This is a genomic window from Verrucomicrobium sp. BvORR106 (assembly GCF_000739655.1).
Taxonomy (GTDB): Bacteria; Verrucomicrobiota; Verrucomicrobiia; order Verrucomicrobiales; family Verrucomicrobiaceae; genus Verrucomicrobium.
This window is the reverse complement of the sequence record NZ_BATR01000112.1, coordinates 198,224-212,157: the sequence shown is the minus strand read 5'-3', so window position 1 is coordinate 212,157 and position 13,934 is coordinate 198,224. Positions and strand designations below refer to the sequence as shown.

Here is a 13,934-nt window from a genome sequence, read left to right as displayed (position 1 = left end):
TCCCGATACCCTTGTTTCATCATCCCATCATGAAATTACTGCCCGCCCTCACTACCCTGCTCTTCGCCGCTGGCACCGCTTTTGCCGGCCCTCCTCCAGCAGGTTTCAAGTCCCTCTTCAACGAGAAGGATCTCACCGGATGGCGCGGTGGCAGCACCTTCGATCACCGCAAGCTGCTGGAATTGCCGGAAGACGCTCGCGCGGCCCAGATCGCAAAATGGACGGCAACGATGACTGCCGCCAGTGACAAAACCGGCAAGCCCCACTGGTATGTGGAAGGTGACGAACTGGTGAACGACGGATTTGGCGACTACGCCACGACGGAGAAGGACTACGGTGACTTTGAGTTGCTGGTGGAGTACAAGACCGTGGCCAAGGCAGACAGCGGCATCTATCTGCGTGGCGTGCCCCAAGTGCAGATCTGGGACTCCACAGAGAATGACGAAAAGGCCGTACAGCTGGGCAAGCCCAAGGGATCCGGCGGCCTCTGGAACAATGCCGCAACCGCCCCAGGAAGAGATCCGCTGGTGAAGGCGGATAAGGCTTTCGGCGAGTGGAACAAATTCCGCATCATCATGGTGGGCAGCCGCGTGAGCGTCTGGCTCAATGACCAACTCGTGGTGGACCATGCCATCCTGGAAAACTACTACGACAAGAAACTCCCTGCTGACCAGCAGCGCCCCGTGCCTGCCAAGGGCCCCATTCAGCTGCAGACACACGGCGGGGAGATCCGCTGGCGGAACATCTTCCTTCGCGAGATCGGTGTGGAGGAGGGCAACAAGATCCTTTCCAGCAAGGGCGGAGCCGGCTTCAAGTCCGCCTTCAACGGCAAGGACTTCTCAGGCTGGGCCGGTCCAGTGGACAACTATGAAGTGGTGGCCGGAGCCATTCGCTGCAAAGAGAAAAAGGGTGGCACGATCTACGTCAACGAAGACCTGAAGGACTTCCAGGCCCGCCTGGAGTTCAACGTACCCCCTGGCGGCAACAATGGACTGGCCATCCGCTACCCGGGTGAAGGCAACACCGCCTACGTGGGGATGACGGAGCTCCAGGTGCTGGACAACGACGCCCCCAAGTACGCCAAGCTGGACGTTCGCCAATACCACGGCAGCGTCTACGGCATGGTGGCAGCCCAGCGCGGCTACACCCGCCCGGCTGGTGAATGGAACTTTGAAGAAGTGACCGTGAAGGGCTCCACCATCGTCGTGGAACTGAACGGCACTGTCATTCTCAACGCCGATCTCAGCAAGGTGGACATGAGCACCGTGATGGCAAACTCCGCCCACCCTGGGAAGGACCGCACCAACGGCTTCTTTGGCTTCGCGGGCCACAGCGATCCAGTGAGCTTCCGTGACATCAGCCTCAAAAAGCTGTAGTCCCGAGCTTGGTATCAGACTCACTCAGGCGGCCCGGTACTCGGGCCGCCTTTTTTGCGCCTGGCACGGCCCTTTCACCCCTGAGTGACGCATCGTTTGCATGACTGAATTGCCATATTTCCTTGTCGGCACGGCTCCCTCTGGTTAACCTAGATTCATGATCGAAAACCTTCTGGCCGAACTTCGCAAGCAGGTCGAGCGCGCTGACAACCTCCCCGAGGAAACGCGAGCCGACCTCCTTCAGCACGTGGAAGCCATGGAGTCCAGCCACGCGAACATCGCCATCGAAGAGCCGGACGACAGCGTCGACATTTCAAACGAGCCGCAAGGCATTGACCGCCTGGTGAACTCGGTTGAGGAGCTCGAGGCTTCTCACCCGGAAATCACGGCCACGGTGAATCGGATCGCGACGGTTCTGGGCAATATGGGAATCTAGGGGGGGTGGCGCGAGGTATTGTGACTGCGGCCCTTACTTGCGCCAAGGGCCTGATGCCAAGGGCCAAAAGGATGTACCTTTCCGGAGCTGTCCATCGTTGATGCATCGGTTGAGGCCAGAGGGTGACGAGGCAGTTTGCATCCTTCCTGAGGCCGCGTTATGCGGTGCGGGATGCCCTCGCTCCCCACTAGCCCCCTCACCCCACGTCAATGGGGTCTGTTCGCCGCCTTGCTCGTGCCGCCAGTGCTTACGCTCGTCCTGGCCACGCCTCGCCCCTGGGTGGCGGTCAGCTACTTTCTCACCATGAGCGTGGCCTCCTACGGCCTCTACGCATACGATAAACAGCGTGCCCAGACCGGAAAATGGCGCATCCCTGAATCCAGATTGCACCTCTTCTCCCTGCTGGGTGGCTGGCCAGGAGCCTATCTGGCACAGAGGCGCTTCCGCCACAAGACAGCCAAGACATTATTCCAGGCCGTCTTCTGGATCATTGTCGCTGGCTATCAACTGGTCTCTGTGGACGGACTGTTGGGCTGGCCGCTGCTGGGAGGAGTGGGAAAATAAGCGCGCCGGAGCGGATGGTTGGGGCGCAGGACTTGTCCCCCATTACGCCAACTTACTCCTCCCCAGAGTCGGCAGCTTCTGTTTTAGCGTCAACACCTCGGCAAAGAAGTCACCCTTCGCCTTCACCCGCTTCAGCACGGCCTTGGTGTCGAAGACCAATGCGGAGGCTTTTTTCTTTCGTAGCGCATTCTCCAGCTCTTCCCATTCCAGCGGTGTCGATACCGTCGGGCGCTCTTTGGCTCTCAAGGAATAGACGGCCACAGTGGTTTTGGTGTCGTCGTTCTGGCTCCAGTCGATGAACACTTTTCCTTTTCGCAAGGCACGCGTCATCTTGGAGATCACTTCATTCGGGAACTTGCTGGCCAGCAGCTCGGCCACGGCCAAGGCCCATTCTTTGGTACGTTCATAGGTGACCGAGGTGTTTAGTGGCAGCACCAGTTGCAGCCCCTTGGAACCGGAGGTCTTTACAAAGGTCTGCAGTTTCAGCCCCAGAAAGAGGTCACGTATGCGTACCGCCACCCGGGCACAATCCAGCACGTCCGCCGGGGGCCCGGGATCGAGATCAAACACCAGCGCAGTGGGCCGCGTGAGCGCCCGAGCCCGATGCTGAAAGGGATGGAGCTCGAGGTTGGCCATATTGGCAGCCCATACCAGAGACGGCTCATCCTGGATCAGGCAGTAGTGGATCACTTCTCCGCTCCCCTTCTCCACCGGCGTGGTCTTGATCCACTCCGGGGCGTGGGAGGGACACTGCTTCTCATAGAAAAAGCTGCCCTCCACCCCATCTGGATACCGCTTCAGCGTGATGGGGCGATCCTTCAAATGGGGCAGGAGGACAGGCGCAATCTCGCGGTAGAAGTCGATCACATCCCCCTTGGTGAATCCGGTGGCGGGATAGAAGACCTTGTCCAAGTTGGAGAGGCTTACCTCTTTACCTCGAACTTTGGTTGGAGTGCGTCGGCTGGCAGACATGGAAAAACTGGGGATCGATGGTTTCAAGCAGGAACCTCGCGTACCACCTCGCGGGCGGACTTGTCTTCACGCAGTCCCAGGTACACCGGCTGACGGAGGCGACCGTCCCGCGTCCATTCACCAAATTTCACCTGGCCCACCAGCACAGGCTTCACCCAGTGGCACAGCTTCATCACGGCTGCCGTGATGCCCTGTCCATAGCGCCCCTCACGCTCCTCTGGCAGGTCTGTGAAGGGACATGTAGCCCGCTTGATCTTACCCAACTGGCGATGCAGATCCTGCAAGGTGGCTGCGGTGAAGCCTGTGCCAACCTTCCCGGCATAGATGAGCTTGCCGCTCTGGTAGACTCCCACCAGCAGGGCACCAATATGAGATCGAGATCCAGAGGGCTCGGTGTAGCCGCCAATCACAAACTCCTGTTGCTGGAGCACCTTGAGCTTGATCCATTCTCCACTTCGTCGCCCCGGTTCGTAGATCGATCCCTTCCGCTTCCCAATGATGCCTTCAAGGCCATGCTTTTGCACTTCTTTCAGCACCGGCGCGGCGTCATCCCCCAGGCTGGCGGAGAATCGCAGCAAATCACTGCGCGAACCCAGCAGAGCCTTCAACTGCTTCCGTCGCTCATGCAGCAATTGCCGGGTCTGAGATTTGCCAGCCAGCGAAATGATGTCGAAAGCGTAGTAGCAGAGAGGCGGCTTCTCCTGCCCCGGCTCATAAGCTTGGAGGAGCTGAAACGAAGAGCGTCCTTTCGAATCCAAGGCCACAATCTCGCCGTCGATAACGAATTGCGTTTCCTCCAACTTCATCAGGGCCTGAGCGATCTCTGGGAACTTGTGCGTGAGATCGTGCCGGGTGCGGGAGAGCAGGCAGATCCCCCCTCCCTGGCGGTAGGCCACCGCACGGAAGCCATCGAACTTCATCTCATACTCCCAGTCACCAGCGGGGGCCTCATCCACCAACCGCGCTTTCATTGGCTCGATGAAACTTACGTCGTCCGGGGACAGGATCTTCAGAGCTGAAGTCTCCGTCCTTTTTGATGAGGATCCCCTGCTTCGCGTCCCTCTCGTCGGGGCATCTGATTCGCTTGTCTCATCTAGAGATTCGGCATCTGCCTTCTTGATGACCGCAACGGTCTTGCTGCGTTTGGCGGGCTTTTTCTGTTCGGCAATCTGAGGGAGCGTTCGCCCGGTCCGGGCGGAGGTGGACGCCACTTTCTTCGCAATCCGCGGATGATTGGGTCCGCCGCGTATGATGAGCCAGTTGTCCTCATCGCGCAGCCGCACCAGGTACCATTCCCCTTTGAGCTTCGTGCCATGGAGAACAAAGTGCAGCTTGCCCCCGGCCAGTTCTTTGGCGGGTGTCTTGCTGAGGGGCTCGTAGGTGCCTACATCCCACACCTGCACCGTCCCGCCCCCGTACTGCCCCTTGGGAATGGTGCCTTCGAAATCAAAGTACGACAGTGGATGATCCTCCACCTTCACCGCCAGATGCTTCTCGCCATGCTTCAGCGGCAATCCCTTGGGCACCGCCCAGGACACCAGCGTCCCGCCCAGCTCCAGTCGAAAATCGAAGTGCAGCCGGGAGGCATCGTGCTGCTGGATCACGAACCGGCGTGCCCTCTTCTCTCCTCGAGATTCTTTGACCGCTTTTTTGCGACTGGAATTGCGTGAAGCAGTTCGCCGGTTGCCCGGCGGCTCAGCCGTGAGCTTGAAGTTTCGCTTCCGGCGGTATTCCTTGAGCGGCATGGCGGGTCATCGGGTGGCATCTCTTCCGCCCTGATCAGGCGGCTTTTTTGGACCGGCTCATTTTCTTCCTCGAACTCACTCCCCGGCTGATGCCACTGGAAGTGGAACGCTTCTTGGCCGCGGCCTTCTTCGCCCTGGCGCCGCTCGTGTTTCCCGGTTTGCTGCTGGATTTTCCACCATTGCCCCCTCCCCCGCCCTTCAGACTCTGTTCCAGCACGGCCACCAGGTCCACCACATTGGACGGATGCTTGCGCACCGGGGCCTTGCCCACAGATTTGCCACCGTGGGCGATCTTGTCTTCAATCATGTCCTCCAGAGCCTCGCGATAATCATCCTTGATGCCGTCCGGATTCCACTTGTCCGTCATGGAATTGATCAAAGACTTTGCCATGTCGAGCTCCTTTTTGCTGATCTTGGACTCGCGGGGCTTCTTGAACTCCTCCATATCCATCAGTTCATCAGGGAAGTGCATGAGCTCCAGCATGAGCCCTTCGTCTTGAGGCTTCACTGCAGCCAGATGCTGCCTTGTCTTGATCACCACCTTGGCAATGCCGATCTTGCCGGAATCCACCAGCGCCTCCCGCAGCAGCACATAAGCCCGGTCGCCACCCTTCTGCGGCTCCATGTAGTAGGGTTTATGAAAGAACAGCGGACTGACCTCCTCCAAGCTCACGAACGACTGGATGTCCACCGTCTGGGTGGCCTCCACGTCCACGCGTTTGAAGTCATCCTCCTTGATCACCACATACTTGCCTTTTTCATACTGATAGCCTTTTACAATCTGCTCCCAGGGCACTTCCTTGCCATCGGCCTCGGCCACCCGTTTGTAGTTCACCGGGCTCAGGTCCCTGGCCCGCAGCAGGTGAAACCGCAGTTCCTCGCGATGCGTCGCGGGAAAGAGGGCGATGGGGATGTTCACCAGTCCAAAGCTGATGGATCCCTTCCAAATGGCGCGCATGGCAGCAGGTTCTATAAGGGTTGAGAGAACAGGAAGGCGGGCAGCGACCACGGCCGACCGCCCAATACCGGATCGCGACAATCCCAGAAACTGGATGCCTTGAGGTGCCCACCTAACAAAAGGAGAACCGTCAGCGGCCTCCGCGACCGCCCCAATTCCCACCCCAACAGAGCCCAACTACTGCCCGGAGGCCGTCTGGGCGCTCACCGTCTCATAGGCGAACTTCGCCAGCATCTCGTGGCCTTTGGCGGTGGGGTGCAAGCCGTCAGCAGAGAACAAATGCCGGTCATCGTTGGCACCGGTGCTCACATCCGCAAAGCCGAACTTGCCGGGATCGGCCGCCACCTCTGTGAATTTTGCATGGAGGTCAAGTTTGATGATCTGGAGCTTCGGGTAGGTGGACTGCAATCTGGCGATGGCCGCATCCATCTCACGATTGTGGGCGTCGATCGCCTTGGAAACCGCCTTCAAAACGGTGGGTGCTTCCGCCCCTCCGAGCAGAGTGACCTTGCCCACCAGGGAGGGCGCTTTGCCGACATCGAAGAGGTTACCCCACAGGACCTGTCTCACGCCCGACTTGGCCAGGGCACCCACTTGGGCTTCCGTACTCTTGGCCACTTCCACGGCCACGGCGTCCAGAGTGCCCCACCGGCTGAGAATTTGCTCAGGGGAAATGCAAGCGCGCATCAGGTCATTGGCCCCGATCACCACCACATGCAGCGCTTCCGCCTTGGGTCCTGCCGGATTGAACTGGGCGTTCAGGTACCGCCGCGTCACCTGCTGGGTGAGATTTTGCCCCTTGTTCCGGTCACTGCTGATCTTGGCCGTGTACTCCGTGGTGGCCCCGCCCACGGCGTAGTTCGTGCCTCCGTAGAAGTAGGACATGCCGGAGGGCTTGAACTCCGCAGCATTCAGCATCCCCGGCCCGGCCAGCTGAGCTACCCAGTTCTGCTTGAACTTCAGGTCCGGTTTCCGGGTCTCCGCCATGCGGTTGCCCATGTCGGTCAGACTGTCCCCAAAGGCGACCACTTCCCGGGACTCCGCCCTGGCAACCTGCCCCCATAATGCCAAACTGGCAAAGGCGCTGAAGGCGAGGCCAAAAAGTCGACGGGAAACAGCAGCGGAAGGGGTGGTCCGGTAGGTCATAAGACGTGAGATGCTCAGGATGACGTCCGTGAACCGTCCAGGGTTACCAAAAAACGAAACCCGGGGCGGTTCCGTCCCGGGGGCCAGTCCGACGTCTCCCCCTTGCACCTTGAAACTGAACTCTACACGAAACATCACTTGCAAACACCCCGGCTCTCACGTACACATTGCTCCCCTGTCCCCCGCTCTGCGGAAATGGACAATTTGCACCCATAGTTCAACGGATAGAACAGCGGTTTCCGGAACCGCCGATGCAGGTTCGATTCCTGCTGGGTGCACCACTATTTAGGCCGCTTGAGGCGACTAAAGCACCTCACAAGCAGGATTGGGACGCTGATGGTAGCTCAGCTGTGGCCCAACAGAGACCGAAGAGTCACTTCTTGGAGGCTGTTGCAGGCATTGATGGCCAACCATTGGAGAATGGCGGCCCGGGCGAACACTATGCGCATCGCAAAAAATATTGCGCTCGAATCGCACTTTCGATTACAACAACGTCGTTTCCCAACTCTCCCCACCTTCGTTCCACACCACTATGGACTACGAAATATCTCTCACCGACGTTGGCTTTACACGTAGGCAACGCATTGATCGCGCTGTTCATACGCTTGAAGGCATCCTGACAGGGATTGCCATAGACGGGACCATTAATCCGAAGGAAGTCGAAGAACTAAAAGCTTGGGTAAACGACCACCGGAAGCTAGTCGGGAATCACCCGTTCACAGAACTGATCCCCGCCATCGATGCCGCCCTAATGGATGGCATCATCGATGCCGAAGAACAGGCTGATCTGCTCTGGCTCTGTCAGAATCTGCAAAGTGGAAGTACGTACTACGACGAGACGACCTCGGACATTCAACGCCTGCAGGGCATACTCCATGGAATTCTGGCAGATGGTGAGGTCAACGACGATGAAATACGACAGCTGAGCCAATGGACGGAGGACCATTGCTACTTGAAAGGCTGCTACCCCTTTGATGAGATCGACGCCTTGCTCACCCAAGTCCTCCGCGATGGTGAAATCGACTCAACGGAACGCGCCATGTTGAAGCTCTTCTTCGAGGATTTCGTTTCTTACTCACTAGCGCGCAGGATGAAGGATGCGCGATCCGGGACGACACCATCTCGCAAGATTTCTGGGATTTGCGCAGTGTGTCCTGACCTCGCGTTCCCGGACCGTACCTATACTTTTACCGGTGCTTCGGCGAAAGCAAGCCGCTCTCAGATGGCAGCCCAGATCGAATCATTGGGCGGTCGATTTTCACCGACTGTCACCCGAGTGGTTCACTACCTCGTTGTCGGGGCGAATGGAAACCCGGCATGGGCGTATGCCTGCTACGGCCGAAAAGTTGAGCAAGCGATGAAATTGCGGGCCGACGGACACGCTTTGGTGATCGTACACGAGAATGACTTCTGGGATGCCATACAGGATCACTCAATCGTTAGTGACTAGCTAGTGTGGCGATTGACTAGTGCGTTCACAAATTCGCTGGAACTTGCTCAGCATCATGTCTGCCACAACTTTGTTGGGGGAACATTAATTTGTCGACTATCACCTGCTGACAACGACCAGTCTCGCGTCGTTCGCGCTCTCGCGCACACCTGCAGCACTGCCTCACCTCAGCGAGATACCGCAGGCGCAAGCAGAATCATTTGCCCTCCTCCGATACAGGGCTAGGCACAGAGTCTGTTTGAGCGAGTCTTTTCTTGATGCTCGACTCTTTAAATCCGGGCCTTTCCTCCAGCTTTTGGTCCAGCAGTTTTCTCAGCGCATGCTGGAGCTGCACCGGACTGGGATAATGAGTGCCCGCACCGTGAATCTCAGCCCACCAGATGGGGCACAAGATCTCTCCCTCCCATTTTCCCGATCGCCCCTTGGGTTGATACACCATGGCCCACACATCAGTCTTGTCCGTACTGATGACCATGGAGAGCTGATGACTCATATTCAGAAAGAGGTACCCGAAGCAAACCCTCTCTTTGCGCACTGCAGATTTGGAACCTGTTAATTTCATGCGGTGTCTCGTTCCAAAGCAGCGCTTCGAACATCATCAATGGAAGCATCAATCCAGACTCTATATTGAGGGCGATTCTCAAACACAATCGCAAAAGGCATCATTACAAATTTGTTATCTCCCTGACGGCGTGTTGTTAGGATTTGGCGCTCCAATGGATGCTGTGCGCAGCGCAACTGCCGCGACACATCACCGTTGTCTGACCAAGCCAAATGCGAATTCTGATTGTAGAGGATGAAACGAGAAGCCGGGAGAGCCTTGCCAAAGGACTTCGGGAGTCAGGTTTCATGGTGGATGCGGCACGGGATGGCGGTGAAGCCATCTACTACGCGAACGGCTCCCACTACGACCTCATCGTCCTGGACGTGATGCTCCCCGTGCTGGACGGCTGGGAGGTTCTGAGGATCATCCGTGAAAAGAACACCCACACTCCGGTGTTATTTCTCACAGCCCGTGATTCCGTCTCTGATCGGGTGCGAGGACTCGAACTGGGTGGGGATGACTACATCGTCAAACCGTTCGCCTGGGTGGAGTTTGTGGCCCGCGTTCGAGCGCTTCTGCGGAGGGCTCCTGCACGCCATTCCGAATGCGTCGTCGTGGCGGACCTGGAACTGGACCTCCAGAGCATGAAAGCCAGACGTGGAGGCCGCCCGCTGGAACTCACTGCCAAAGAGTTCCAGCTTCTGAGCCTTCTCGTCCGCCGCAAGGGTGAAGTCTTCTCCCGGGCCACCCTTGCCGAACTGGTCTGGGAGATGAACTACTCCATCGACTCCAACGCCGTGGATGTGACGATCGGCAGGCTGCGGCGAAAAGTTGACGACGGGCACGGGAGAAAGCTCATACACACACAGCGTGGACATGGCTACATGCTGGAGGATCGAGGGTGACCGACGGACTGCACCATTGGAACAAGACGCTCGGACTTACTGCCCGGCTGGTGGCGGGCTACATGCTGGTGGCAGCGTTTACCCTCACTGCCGCTGCGGTCTTCCTGCACGAGCAACTGCACCACGGCTTCGAGGTGGAGGATGCCGAGCTACTCTCCGACCATGTGGCCACGCTGAGATACGAGGTGGATCAGCAGCCCTTGAATCTGGAGGAGGCAGCCGAAACCGTTCGCTCCACGGCTGCGAACCGGAGTCTTGAGAAGTACTATGGACGGCTGGTGGATTCCAACGGCCAGACTCTGGTGGAAACTCCTGGTTTCTCCGGGCTGGGCCTGGGGCAGGACACCTTCCCTCCTCCCGTTGGACCCGATCAAAAAATCAGCCGCGTTTATCGGGCCATCGCTGCATCCGGATTTCCGGTATTCTTTGCCTCGGCCACCGTGAGCCGCGGCAAGAACGTCCCCCCGCTGCAATACTACGTTGCCCTGGACATCACCCACGTGGACCAGTGGATGTCGCAATTCCGGTTGCAGCTGGTCATCGTCGTCGTTGGGGGCTCCATCTTCTCCGGCATTCTGGCCTGGCTCATGACTCGCAGGGGCCTCAAGCCTCTGCGTAACATTACTGAGGTCATGCAGCGCGTCGGCGCAGGCGGACTGGGTGAGCGAGTGGGAAAAAACCCCTGGCCGCGGGAGCTCGCGCACATGGCGGGAGCCTTTGACATCATGCTCAATCGCCTCAGCGAGGCCTTTCAGCGGTTGTCGCAGTTCTCTGCGGACGCCGCCCATGAGTTTCGCACCCCGCTGAACAACCTGATGATCTCCACCAGCATCCTGCTGACCCAGAACCGCGAGGGTGAGGAGTATCGGCAGGCCATGATCGCGAACCTCAGCGAGTTCGAGCGGCTCAAGCGCATGGTGGACAGCCTTCTCTTCATTGCCCGCGCCGACAACGCTGAAACCGTGTTACATCGAACCGATGTTGATGCTGCCCTCATGGCGGCCAATGTGGCCGACTACTTCTCTGCCCTGGCAGAAGAACGGGGCGTGCAGATCCTCTGTGAGGGCAGCGGGCACGCCGCCGCTGACGAAACACTCCTCCGCATGGCCCTGGCCAACCTGGTCTCCAACGCCCTGCGTCACACTCCAGAAGGCGGTCGCGTTGAGATCAAAGTCCTGCAAAAAAGCCAGCATCTGCACCTGACGGTTTCGGACAGCGGTTGCGGCATTCCTGCAGTCCATTTGGGCCGCATTTTTGACCGCTTCTACCGCATCGACACCGCACGGACAAACACGGAACTTGTCACCGGCTCCGGTCTGGGCCTGGCGCTGGTCAAGACCGTGATCACTCTACACGGAGGCACCGTCGATGTTACGAGCAGGGAGAAAGAAGGAACTGTTTTCCATCTCCAGATCCCCATCTCACTATCCGGTCACTAACAGAAAAGTTAGGGGAAACCTTATGACACCAACCCTGCGCCGCCGATATGTGAGGCACATGTTTTGCGCGTTTTTGCCCCGTATTGCCACAGGCTTACCCTGCATTGCTTTTTTGTCACTGAGTGCAAGTTGCAGCACTTCGCAGCGTCTGTCCGGAAACACGCGTCCGGTTCTAGAAGCCAACCGAAGCATCCTGACTTCCCGCCATGAACCCGCCCAGTTTTCATGGGTGGACGGCCTGTCATCCGGTTCATCCCTCACGCCTGACCAGGCGGTTACACTAGGGCTGCTGAACAATCCCGACTTTCAGGCTGCTCTGGGAGACTTGGGCATCAGCCAGGCGGATATCGTGAAGGCTGGAGAACTCACCAACCCCTCGCTGGGCCTGCTGCTGCCGCACAACACGAGTGCGCTGGAGTTTACTGCAAAGCTACCGGTGGAAGCCCTCTGGTTGCGCCCCAGGCGCATCAAGGCCGCCAGGCTGGATGCAGATGCCGTGGCCTTGAAACTAACACAAGGAGGAGTGGACCTCGCCCGGGATGTGAAGCTCGCCTGCCATGCCGTGGAGCTGGCCAGAACCAAACGCGCCCGGGCGAAGGAGAGTGCCACCATTTTCCAGCAGATCTCAGATCTGGCCGGAGCACAGTTCCGGGCTGGCGAGACCGGTGAACTAGAGGCCTCCCAAGCCACCGCCGACGCCCTCGTAGCGAGGCAGGAGGAACTCCGGTTGCAATACGAATATGACCTCGCCATGCAGCATCTCAGAGGGCTCCTGGGCCTCTCCGCGAGCAAGGAAAACATCACCCTCAAGCCGCTCCCTTCTCCGCGTCTGAAAGCACCCGCCCCTGTCAGCAGGCTGGTGGAGGAGGCCCTCATCAACCGGCCGGATGTGCGGGCGGCGGAGATGGCGGTGGAGGCGGCCGCTGCCAAGGCCAAACTCGCCCCTGCGGAGATGGTGGCCCTCTCCGCCGGCCTGAAGACCACAGAGGGCGCCGGCACCCAGGCCTCCTTTGATGCCACCCTGCCGGTGCTCAATCAAAACCAGGGAGGACGAGCCGTTGCCAACGCCCAACTGGAGAAAGCCGTCCGCATGCTCAACGCTGCGCGCAATCATGCTGCCACAGAGGTGCGCAGAGCCCACCTGCAAGTGAAGGCCGCCCAGAATGTCATGGCAGGTTGGACACGGATCATGCCAGAGCTCGACAACTCATTGAAACTGGCCATGCGCTCCGTCGAGCTGGGGAACAGCCCCCAACTCGCCACTCTCGATTCCGCACGACGCGTGGCAGACGCCCGCTCCAAGTATGCCGAAAGCGAAGCCAAACTGCGCGATGCCTGGGCTGAGCTCGATCGGGCGGGTGGTCGCGTCAGATAGCCTGAGGCCCCTGTACCCACTTCATTCACGCAAATGAAACCCTCTCTCCTGCTCCCCCTTCTTATGCTTCCGCTCGCGGCCACGGGGGCCGATCCGGCGAATCCGCCGTCTCAAGTGACCAACGGTGTCATGGAGGCCGCGCTGCCCACGCTCAAAATCACCGCTCAAGCAGAGAAGCGCCTCGGCGTGGAGGTGGCAGAGGTCGTCTCCAAGGCGGTCCATGAGACCCGCCTCTTTGCCGGCGAAGTGATGCTCTCCCTCTCCTCCCGACCAGACTTGCTGGCCCCCATGCCCCCTGTCACCACGGAGGAACTGCGTCGCCTGGCGGAGTTGCAGAACGTGGCCGACGGCGCCGTAGCCAGCGCTCAAGTCCAGGTGGATGCCGCCCAGATTACCGTGCAACGCACCACCCAGCTCGCACGCGAGCGGGCCGGCAGTGAGCGGGCCATGGATGATGCCCGCACCGCCGAGGCCGTGGCACGCACCGCCCTGTCCACCGCGAAAAACCAGCGGGACCTGCTGGGCCTGCCCGTGGCGGAGGCACTCAAGTCCACCCGTCGCACCGTGCGGGTCAGCATCTCCTCCCTGGAGCTGCCCTCACTGGACACCGCCCAGCCGGCAACCGCCAGCACCCCCGCAGACAAGGGTAAGTCCTCGATCCTCACCCCGCAGCCACTCCAGAGTTCAGGAAATATCGCCACCGGCACCGTGGATCTGTTCTACGCGCTGGATGAAAAATCTCCACCACCCCTGGGGCAACGCCTCATGGTTCACATTCCGGTGAAGGACGTCAAACGGGAGCTGCCCTCCGTCCCCTGGAGCTCGCTCTTCTATGACGCTCACGGCGGAGCCTGGGTCTATGAACAAACAGCCCCCCAGACCTTCGTGAGGCGCAGGATTCAGGTCCGCCGTGTGGAAGGAGATGCGGTGCTGCTCGACTCGGGACTGCCCGTCGGGACCACGGTAGTGAAGACCGGGGCTGCCGAGCTGTTCGGGGCGGAGTTTGGCAACGGCAAGTAAGGAG

13 protein-coding genes and 1 tRNA gene are annotated in these 13,934 nt (G+C 59.3%); 9 read left to right on the top strand and 5 right to left on the bottom strand.

The window, feature by feature from the left end:
- Nucleotides 1–29: 29 nt before the first annotated feature.
- The 3 genes from BV106_RS20380 to BV106_RS20370 all read left to right on the top strand — a co-directional run bounded on the left by BV106_RS20380 (nucleotide 30) and on the right by BV106_RS20370 (nucleotide 2,376).
- Nucleotides 30–1,376, top strand: a complete 1,347-nt coding sequence (locus tag BV106_RS20380) for a DUF1080 domain-containing protein (protein ID WP_038167614.1) — start codon at nucleotides 30–32, stop codon at nucleotides 1,374–1,376.
- A 157-nt stretch (nucleotides 1,377–1,533) separates the two neighbouring features.
- The gene (locus tag BV106_RS20375; protein WP_038167613.1) at nucleotides 1,534–1,812 is read left to right on the top strand and encodes a DUF4404 family protein; all 279 of its coding nucleotides are present in this window, start codon (nucleotides 1,534–1,536) and stop codon (nucleotides 1,810–1,812) included.
- Nucleotides 1,813–1,983: 171 nt separating this feature from the next.
- The gene (locus BV106_RS20370) at nucleotides 1,984–2,376 is read left to right on the top strand and encodes a DUF1294 domain-containing protein (protein ID WP_038167611.1); all 393 of its coding nucleotides are present in this window, start codon (nucleotides 1,984–1,986) and stop codon (nucleotides 2,374–2,376) included.
- Nucleotides 2,377–2,418: 42 nt separating this feature from the next.
- On the opposite strand, the gene ligD (BV106_RS20365) is transcribed toward BV106_RS20370, so the two are convergent.
- The 4 genes from ligD (BV106_RS20365) to BV106_RS20350 all read right to left on the bottom strand — a co-directional run bounded on the left by ligD (BV106_RS20365) (nucleotide 2,419) and on the right by BV106_RS20350 (nucleotide 7,197).
- A complete protein-coding gene (ligD, locus tag BV106_RS20365; protein ID WP_038167609.1) occupies nucleotides 2,419–3,348 on the bottom strand; it encodes a non-homologous end-joining DNA ligase in 930 nt (309 codons plus the stop codon).
- Nucleotides 3,349–3,371: 23 nt separating this feature from the next.
- Nucleotides 3,372–5,093, bottom strand: coding sequence for a non-homologous end-joining DNA ligase (gene ligD, locus BV106_RS20360; protein ID WP_038167608.1), 1,722 nt, complete (start codon nucleotides 5,091–5,093; stop codon nucleotides 3,372–3,374).
- Between the two features lie 34 nt (nucleotides 5,094–5,127).
- The gene (locus BV106_RS20355; protein ID WP_038167606.1) at nucleotides 5,128–6,051 is read right to left on the bottom strand and encodes a Ku protein; all 924 of its coding nucleotides are present in this window, start codon (nucleotides 6,049–6,051) and stop codon (nucleotides 5,128–5,130) included.
- 177 nt (nucleotides 6,052–6,228) lie between these two features.
- Complete coding sequence (locus BV106_RS20350; protein WP_265595891.1) at nucleotides 6,229–7,197, bottom strand: SGNH/GDSL hydrolase family protein; 969 nt, start codon at nucleotides 7,195–7,197, stop codon at nucleotides 6,229–6,231.
- Nucleotides 7,198–7,403: 206 nt separating this feature from the next.
- Between BV106_RS20350 and BV106_RS20345 the strand changes: the two genes are divergently transcribed.
- Both BV106_RS20345 and BV106_RS20340 read left to right on the top strand, forming a co-directional pair.
- Nucleotides 7,404–7,478 (top strand) — tRNA-Arg (locus BV106_RS20345).
- A 251-nt stretch (nucleotides 7,479–7,729) separates the two neighbouring features.
- A complete protein-coding gene (locus BV106_RS20340) occupies nucleotides 7,730–8,647 on the top strand; it encodes a BRCT domain-containing protein (protein WP_038167603.1) in 918 nt (305 codons plus the stop codon).
- A gap of 196 nt (nucleotides 8,648–8,843) precedes the next feature.
- Here BV106_RS20340 and BV106_RS20335 read toward each other — a convergent pair whose 3' ends face one another.
- A complete protein-coding gene (locus tag BV106_RS20335; RefSeq protein ID WP_038167601.1) occupies nucleotides 8,844–9,140 on the bottom strand; it encodes a hypothetical protein in 297 nt (98 codons plus the stop codon).
- Nucleotides 9,141–9,421: 281 nt separating this feature from the next.
- On the opposite strand from BV106_RS20335, the gene BV106_RS20330 reads away from it, so the two are divergent.
- The 4 genes from BV106_RS20330 to BV106_RS35935 all read left to right on the top strand — a co-directional run bounded on the left by BV106_RS20330 (nucleotide 9,422) and on the right by BV106_RS35935 (nucleotide 13,930).
- On the top strand, nucleotides 9,422–10,096 hold the full coding sequence (locus tag BV106_RS20330) for a heavy metal response regulator transcription factor (protein WP_038167599.1): 675 nt from the start codon (nucleotides 9,422–9,424) through the stop codon (nucleotides 10,094–10,096).
- The gene (locus tag BV106_RS20325; protein ID WP_051946104.1) at nucleotides 10,093–11,535 is read left to right on the top strand and encodes a heavy metal sensor histidine kinase; all 1,443 of its coding nucleotides are present in this window, start codon (nucleotides 10,093–10,095) and stop codon (nucleotides 11,533–11,535) included. Before BV106_RS20330 ends, BV106_RS20325 begins: the two co-directional genes overlap by 4 nt.
- Nucleotides 11,536–11,764: 229 nt before the next feature.
- On the top strand, nucleotides 11,765–12,910 hold the full coding sequence (locus BV106_RS20320; RefSeq protein WP_051946103.1) for a TolC family protein: 1,146 nt from the start codon (nucleotides 11,765–11,767) through the stop codon (nucleotides 12,908–12,910).
- Nucleotides 12,911–12,943: 33 nt separating this feature from the next.
- On the top strand, nucleotides 12,944–13,930 hold the full coding sequence (locus BV106_RS35935; RefSeq protein WP_051946102.1) for an efflux RND transporter periplasmic adaptor subunit: 987 nt from the start codon (nucleotides 12,944–12,946) through the stop codon (nucleotides 13,928–13,930).
- The last annotated feature ends 4 nt before the right edge of the window (nucleotides 13,931–13,934 follow it).